5 protein-coding genes are annotated in these 6871 nt (G+C 53.8%); all 5 read right to left on the bottom strand.

Annotated features, from left to right (window positions below; translation table 11 throughout):
- On the bottom strand, positions 1-1059 hold a 1059-nt coding region (locus ABYP39_RS16205; protein ID WP_372783580.1), incomplete at its 3' end, for a branched-chain amino acid aminotransferase.
- 37 nt (positions 1060-1096) lie between these two features.
- The gene (locus ABYP39_RS16200) at positions 1097-1735 is read right to left on the bottom strand and encodes an outer membrane protein (protein ID WP_372783579.1); all 639 of its coding nucleotides are present in this window, start codon (positions 1733-1735) and stop codon (positions 1097-1099) included.
- A 309-nt stretch (positions 1736-2044) separates the two neighbouring features.
- Positions 2045-3829, bottom strand: a complete 1785-nt coding sequence (locus ABYP39_RS16195) for a gamma-glutamyltransferase (protein WP_372783577.1) — start codon at positions 3827-3829, stop codon at positions 2045-2047.
- A gap of 10 nt (positions 3830-3839) precedes the next feature.
- On the bottom strand, positions 3840-6113 hold the full coding sequence (locus tag ABYP39_RS16190; RefSeq protein WP_372783575.1) for a TonB-dependent receptor: 2274 nt from the start codon (positions 6111-6113) through the stop codon (positions 3840-3842).
- Positions 6114-6278: 165 nt separating this feature from the next.
- The coding region (locus ABYP39_RS16185) for a TonB-dependent receptor domain-containing protein (protein WP_372783573.1) at positions 6279-6871 on the bottom strand (593 nt) is incomplete at its 5' end.

The following is a 6871-nucleotide window of genomic DNA, read 5'->3' as shown; positions in this document are numbered from 1 at the left end:
GGGATGCACCCAGCCAAATACGTCTTTTTCTGTGCCGTATTGCAAAGCCGTCAGTGCAGCTCCCAGCTCATCTGCGACAGGCGTCTCTACGGGTAACTCCAGCGCAAGACCACGATCATCACCCAGCAGAGACACTGGCGTTATAATGGCTGCTGTTCCGCAGGCAAACAATTCCGAGCAATTACCGCCCTGTATCTTTTCAATCAATTCCTTTATCGCCATACGCCGCTCGATAACGCTATAACCGCGATGGCGAGCTAACTGTATGATCGAGTCGCGGGTAATGCCCGGCAATATCGAACCATTGAGTTCCGGTGTATGCAGCACACCGTCCATAACAGCAAACACATTCATCCCGGAGAGTTCTTCAATATAGAACTGTTGCTCGGGGTCGAGCCAGAGTGACTGGTCAAAGTCATTACGTGCCGCGCGGGCTGCCGAGGATAGTGCAGCCGCGTAATTACCGCCAACTTTCACAGCTCCTGTGCCACCCAACGCAGCGCGACATTCCCTGCGCTCAATCATGACGCGCATGGCGCCCGAGTGATAGGTTTGTGATGGTGAGGCGATGACATAAAAATCACAGCTGCGTGATGCACCCAGCTGCAGTGACGCCTCAGTACCAATCATAAAGGGACGAATATAAAGCGAGCACCCCTCTCCCTTGGGGATATGGGGCTTGCTCAGGCCGGCAATCACCTCAACGCCTTCCATAAAGATTTGTTCAGGAATCATCGGCATGGACAATCTGGCTGCCGACGCATTCATACGTCGGGCATTATCCAATGGCCGAAAAAGCACTGGTGCACCGCTGCCACGGGAGTAAGCCTTCATACCCTCAAAAATCTCCTGAGAGTAATGCAGCACTTTCGCGGCCGGATCGAGCTCTATGGGCCGATAAGGCAGCACGTGTCGTTCTTGCCAAGCACCATCCGCATAAGTCGCCTTGTACATAACAGGCATCATCATGGTGCCAAAGCCAAGCGCTTCACCGTTGCGGTGCTGTCTCAAACAGCTATAGATCGCATCATCGATCCGTAGAGTACAGGAGGATGTCATATTCTGGCCATGCGTAACGCAACCAAAAGCACTGACATCAGAACGCGTAACCAAGACCGATCACAAAGCTGCCACCGCGAAGATCGCGAACAATCTCTCGGTTACTGCCTTCCATAACCATATCCGGTTCGGCATACATCAGGCGGTAGCCAATATCCAGCCTTGCGCGATCAATCAAATCAAAGTTCAAGCCGAATCCCAGGCGTGCCAGAACAAACTCGTCATCGGTATCACCCTGCTCAGCAAATCCAAGGCCGAAACTGCCTCCCGCATAGGGTTTGAAGCCGTAGAGGTCAAAATCTTTCCAGACATTGACCATCAGCAGATTCAACTCCAGGGTCTCTTCCGAGGCGCTGTTGGTATCGAGGTCACTGTCGACTTGCGTGTATTCCAGTTCAACGCGAACCGTTTCCGCATAGTAACCGCCGATCAGAGAAAGAGTGTTATCACTGTCAAAAGATGTGTCGTATTTCGTCGTTTCTGTGCTACTGCTACAACCGGTAACGCCCAGTGAGCACGATTCAACGACACGAGATTCTTCTGTAGACGTGTCGTCCAGACCGAAACTATTGAGGGACACATTCAGATACCAGGTGCGATCAGTCTCTTGAGCAAAACCGGTTAATGGCGAAAGGGCCAGAGCACAGGCAGCCACTTTTGTGATACGTGATAACATAACTTCTCCAAACACCCTGAGGGCTAAGTTGTAAAGATCTATGGTCAATTTGTTGTGGGTCACTGTGCTTTTCGCATTGTGCGCCAATTGACTTAATCCGATGTAATGCCATTAATACACCTGCCGGCGATGTAAGTCAAATGGCTCATGCTTTACGCAACCGTTTGTTATCGGACAACTACCCCCACTACTAGCCGGTTAACACCACCACTAAGCCACTGCCTATTGAATGATAACGACCTGCGCCCAACGCCCGAAATACCTACATCATTACCAATTGTTACAAAGGGCTGCGGGAGCGTCTAACGACTAATATCCTACTGGCCGACCACCATATTGTTCGATGGTACCTCCATGTCGCTCGCCGGTTTCGGGGTCGATCATGGCGCCCACCACATAGCCGCTGTAACTGCGGTTGTAGACGATATCCAGCCCCATAGCAGATACCGCCTGTTCGAATTCCGGGCTGAACTTGCCTGCTGTCACGGTCTGGTAGCTGCCCCAAAGCTTGCCCAGCACGCCGTCGAAATTCATGGTGAAGCCCAAGGCCGGCTGGTTGAGTGCCTCGCCCGGCGTCATGCCAAAATCCAGCACATTCATCATCACACTGGCCAGACGCGGGTGCAGACCGGCACCTATGGTTGAGAAGGCAGCAAAGGGCTTGCCGTCTTTGAGCACAATGGTCGGCGCACCGGGGTCGGGCAGGCGTGTGCCGGGTTCCGTCGCCCGCGCCACATCAAGCTGGTTAGTCAACGCATCGGGAATAGACACGCCGTCAATTACCAGCCCACCCTCACCGAAGGAAACTGTGTTAATAGTGTGTAGCATGGCCGCCATATTACCTTCCGCATCGATGACGACCACGCCATCCGAGTGGCGCGGTGCCAGGCTAACCTGCATGGGCTCGTAACCGCGATTGTCCTGGATATGCTGCCAAAGCTGCTTGGCGTGGGACTTCTCGATACGCGCCAGCGAGAAATCCGCACTGGTATCGGCATTGCCCTCACTACTAAAACCCAATTTACGCGATGCCGTCCAGGCGCGCAGAATATGCGACAGCCAGAAAAAGGATTCTGGCGACTCGCTGTAATGGGGTTTGTTTTTCAGGTTCGCCGCTTCAATCAGGTTCAGGGCTTCCAGCAGGTTCACACCGCCATAGGCGGGCAGGCCGTGGCTGTAGACCTCATAACCGTTGTGAGTGGTTTTCAGCGGTTCCACCCACTCGGCCTTGTAACTGGCCATATCGTCCAGTGTGATACGACCACCGGTGGCCTGTACCGCGGCCACCATTTTCTGACCCCAGGGGCCGGTGTACATATAGTCCGCGCCATGTTTGACGACATTGCGCAAGGTGTCGGCCAGTGCGGGTTGCTTGAAGGTATCACCTTTTTTATAAAACTCGCCGTCTTCTTTAACGAAGTGCTTTTTGGTTTCCGGGAATTTGGAGAGAATTTTTTTACGGTAAGCCAAGATGCCGTCCAAGCCTTCATTCACTTCAAAGCCTTCTTCGGCCAGATCAATTACCGGTTGAAACACCTCGGCCATTGGCAACTTGCCAAAGCGCTGATGCGCTGCCTCGACACCGCGCATAAAGCCTGGTACCAGCACGGTACGGCCGTTGTAGTGACCGTCCTTGTCCGGATCGCGCATGGCCAGCGCGGTCATATCAAAGCCGGGCACGCCCTCATAGTCGCTCTCGCCCTTGACCGTGCTGAAGGCGGTATTGAGGTTATAGACCTTGCCGGTTTTGGCCTCGTAGTAAACGATGGTATTGATACCTGCGAAGGAAACCCAGGAACCCGCCGCGAGGGTGATCTGCCCCATGGCGGTGGCGAGTGCGGCATCGATGGCATTGCCACCTTTTTTCAGAATATCCGCACCAATCACCTGCGCCTGACCACCGGTGGTGCCAACCACCATGGTCGAGGGTGCCACTGCAGCCACACCATCACGCTCGGGGCGATCCGACTTGTTGAGGCCGCCAGTAAGAATCAGGTCGCGCAGGTAGTGGGCGCCGTAGAGGCCGCCAACCAGGACGAGCACCAATAACGTGGCTACTCCCTTTCCTACTTTACTTTTCGGAATCAACTTCATCGCGCCTCCTTTAAAACTTCAGCTCGGTTGTCAGTTCAAGATGGCGCGGTCTGATGGGTATCACCAGCGTTGACGTCGGTGTTGTGAAACCGCCCAATGAAGCCTTTTCATCCAGCAGGTTATTCGCCGTCAGGCGGAAGGTCGGCGCCAGTCGCCACAAAGGCTGAGACAGGTTGAATGACAAGCCCCAGGTACCGAACGCTTTCAGGGGTACCGAGTTAGAGAAATCATTTTTACTCTCGTCCTGATAGGCATAGTTAAGGTTGCTGGCCAGTGTCCAACTGCCCAACTGGGTGAAATGCGACAGAATGACAGAACCGGTCCAACGCGGCGCATTGGGCAGCGTAGTACCCTCTAGCACTTCACCTTCCGCATCGGATTCAAAAGGCTCAGTTGTCTTGGATTCGATATGCGCGGCATTGGCAGTCAGATTAAGATTCCAGGGTAGGATCGCGTTGACGGCAATCTCCGCACCACGTACCAAAGCACCGCCGACGTTATCCACCGCCTGAAAAGTACCGTTCCAGTTGGTCTGCACCTGCATATTGTCCCAGGGAATATAGAAGGCCGCCGCATCCAAAGTTAAGCGCCGATCAAACCAACGGCTGCGGAATCCAATCTCATAATTGCGAATCGAGTCAGACTCAAAAAAGTAAGGCTGCCCGCTAATCGCGTGAGTAGATTCAGTAATGGTGTTGACCCCTCCAAAACGAAATCCGTCCGCCACACTGGCAATGACCGACACCTCATCCGTAAAATTCCAGGTGAGTGCGACCTTGGGATTGAAGCCTTTTTCCTCGGTTACTTTGGCGATGCTGGGTGCATCACCATTGGGGTCGGTTTCCACACCCTCGCCACCGAGGGGGTTTTCCACTTCCTGGCTGGAGTGGATCTCGCCATCGGTAATCTGTTCAAAGTAGCGCCCCCCCAGATTAACTTCCAGCTTGCCGAAGAAGCTGCGCGTCAAATCAAAAAACAGGGCTTTTTCTTCTGCCAGCGCACCGATCTTGGTGTTGGTACCTGCCGTAGGATCTTTCAGCCCGAGCGCACCGGGAATCACCGGCACATTCCCCACCAGAGGGTAACTCGCGCGAATCGGTCCGGTCAGGAATTGGTCAGACTCCATATAGAACAGGCCGACCGTATACTCCCAGTCACGGAACAGCCACATGCCACCACTGAGCTCATTGGACACCAGACGCAGCTCATGTGAGGGCTGTTCGGTCCAGAAGTCATTGGTCACGGGCGCCCGCGCACCGGTATCTTCCAGCCCCAAATAGGTTTCAAGGCCCTGCCGCAAACTCTGGGTTTTCTTGAGCATGTTGCTGTCCAGCACAATGTCGAAACGGTCTCCGACTGCCCAGCTCAATTTGATACCGTAGATTTCGACATCGGCTTCACCGGTCTCGGGCTGGCGCTGGGTGCTGCGCGTGTAGTCGTATTTATCCGATGAGCCACTCACGAAACCGTTGCCGTCCCATGCCATGCCAAATTCCAGCCAGGACAGTTGCACCGACAAGGGTTCGATGGGTTGCCAGAGCGCCAGCGCGCGTTGTAAGTCTGTCCGGGTACTATTGATATCCTTTTTTCCGGAGAAGGTATCGTCCACGTATCCCGGTGTTTCCGTATCGACTGAGACAATTCTCAAACCGAGATTGTCAAACACCGGAATATTCAGCATGGCGCGAACCGCTTCGCCGCTGTCGTCACTGTGTTCCATGACGCTATGGCCATAGCTGACCGAGGCACTCAGTCCGCGCTCAAAGTCGGGCAATTGCGGCACGTAACGAATTGCCCCTGTCAGAGCCGAGCCACCAAACAGCGTGCCTTGCGGACCTTTGAGTATCTCGACACTGGCGATATCGTAAGGATCAAAATGCGGCTGCACGCCTTGGACGGACGGATTAATCAGGGAGACACCGTCGTAAAAACGGCCAACGGTGCGGGTATACAGACCACCCGCGTTGGACAGTCCACGGATAGTCACATTACCTCCAGACATCACAACGCCCGGCGAGTATTTGACAATATCTTCCAGGCCAGTGGCGCCAATCTCGGTGAGGTCATCGCCGGTAAAGGCATCAATGCTGATCGGGATGTCGCGCACTGATTTAGTGCGCTTTGTCGCACTGACGAATACTTCTTCGATAACACGCTTGCCTGACGGAGCGTCTTCTTCACCGCCGCTTGCCGAGCTATCCGCCAACACCGAGAAGCTTGTAGTAGCGGCCAATAGCGCTATGGAAACTACACGAATACTGCTTGTTACTACGCTGGATTTCACAGGAGGTACCTCAAATATGATTTGGCCTGCCCACAATGAGCCCATAAGCTTAATTTATGCGCAAGGTTTGCCAGCAAAATTCAAGCCAGTTAAAGGTGCTCCTGCCAAGCGGCGTTTCAGCCGCTTGGAATCAGACTGGAACTGAAAATTTCAAAAAGCTTATTGTTAGAAACTGATACCTGCACTGATTGAGATTGTTCTGGGTTGCGCCGGCACATAAATATCGCTATTGGCGGTTTCATCACGACTCACCACGCCCGCCAGCATCGCGCGCTCGTTGGTTAAATTCGTGATAGAAAAATTCAGCGTGGGCGCGTATCGCCACTTCACCCCAATGATGCCAAAAGAGGCGCTATAGGTTGTCAGCGCATCGATCGGCAAGGTATTGCCGAAGTTATTTTTGCTGTCTCCCTGGTAGGACGCTCCCAGCGACCCGTTGAGCGCGAAATTCCCCCATTGATCGTTCCAGCTCAATACGGTGGACCCCGTCCAGCGTGGTGCCAGGGGCAGAATCGTACCCTTCTCGATAAAGCCCTCCGAGGAGTCAAACGACTCTTCGGTTTTTGACACCGCGTAGGTCGCGTTAATCATCAGAGTGAAGTTCCAGGGCAGCAGGGTTTTAAATCCCAGCTCAGCACCGCGCACCTCTGCCGAACCGATATTGTTGATAGCGGGGAAAGTACCGTTCCAGACGGTCTGCACCTGCATATTGTCCCAGGGAATCTGAAATGCTGTGAGGTCTACGGTAAGGGCACGAT

Source organism: Litorivivens sp., assembly GCF_041625495.1.
GTDB lineage: Bacteria > Pseudomonadota > Gammaproteobacteria > Pseudomonadales > Spongiibacteraceae > Litorivivens.
The sequence above is the reverse complement of the archived record's forward strand: the minus strand, read 5'-3'. Positions and strand labels throughout refer to the sequence as shown.

Coding starts and splice junctions, on each gene's coding strand:
- ABYP39_RS16200 (WP_372783579.1), bottom strand. CDS start 1,735: ATGTTATCACGTATCACAAAAGTGGCTGCCTGTGCTCTGGCCCTTTCG.
- ABYP39_RS16195 (WP_372783577.1), bottom strand. CDS start 3,829: ATGAAGTTGATTCCGAAAAGTAAAGTAGGAAAGGGAGTAGCCACGTTA.